This is a genomic window from Vibrio sp. Y176, from assembly GCF_033438945.1.
This window is the reverse complement of record NZ_JAWOQS010000693.1, coordinates 1-639: the sequence shown is the minus strand read 5'-3', so window position 1 is coordinate 639 and position 639 is coordinate 1. Positions and strand designations below refer to the sequence as shown.

The 639-nt window shown below is 40.1% G+C and carries 1 protein-coding gene and 1 pseudogene; both read left to right on the top strand.

Annotated features, from left to right (window positions below; genetic code table 11):
• On the top strand, nt 1-255 hold a 255-nt coding region (locus tag R7O13_RS28120; protein WP_318305352.1), incomplete at its 5' end, for an outer membrane beta-barrel protein.
• Between the two features lie 64 nt (nt 256-319).
• Nucleotides 320-639: pseudogene (locus R7O13_RS28115) on the top strand (OtnA protein); the annotation flags it as partial.

Genomic DNA, 639 nt, shown 5'->3' with positions numbered 1-639 from the left:
GTTTTGAGCGGCTTTGTTAAGTTGAATATGCCAGTTTCAGAGCGAGTTGCACCTTATGGTTTAGCTGGGTATTCAAGCGTTCAGCTCGATCTGCAAAATGTAGGTTCTCACAAAGAACAAGGATTTAGTTTTGGGTTAGGTATGCACTACGCTTTAAACAACCAAAGCGCGGTGATATTTGAGTTCGTTGATAACGTCTCTGAAGACCAAGTTCGCCTTAACTCGATTACACTTGGTTTTCAGCACCGTTTCTAATTTAAATACCTAGAGCTCAAACTTGGGGCTAGGGTCTTTTATTCAATTATTATAGTGACATACCATGTTTAAAGGATATATCTCTATTGCCGCTTTTATATTGGCAAGTACGTTTGCGTCTTATTCAATGGCACAAACACCCACTCCAGAACAAATAAAAATGTTTCAAAACTTACCCGCTGACCAACAGCAGGCACTGGCGAGTAAATATGGTTTCTCAATTCCCTCTAGTTCGTCCTCAAACAAATCTCCTTACGAAAATCCGCAAGTCATCAAGCCTAGATCTGAATCTAGTGGAACTATCTCTTCCAACGTAGAAGAAGAATGGCTCAAAAAAGGCGAACAGAAAGAGCTTAAACGCTTTGGTTTAGATCTTTTTTCTGG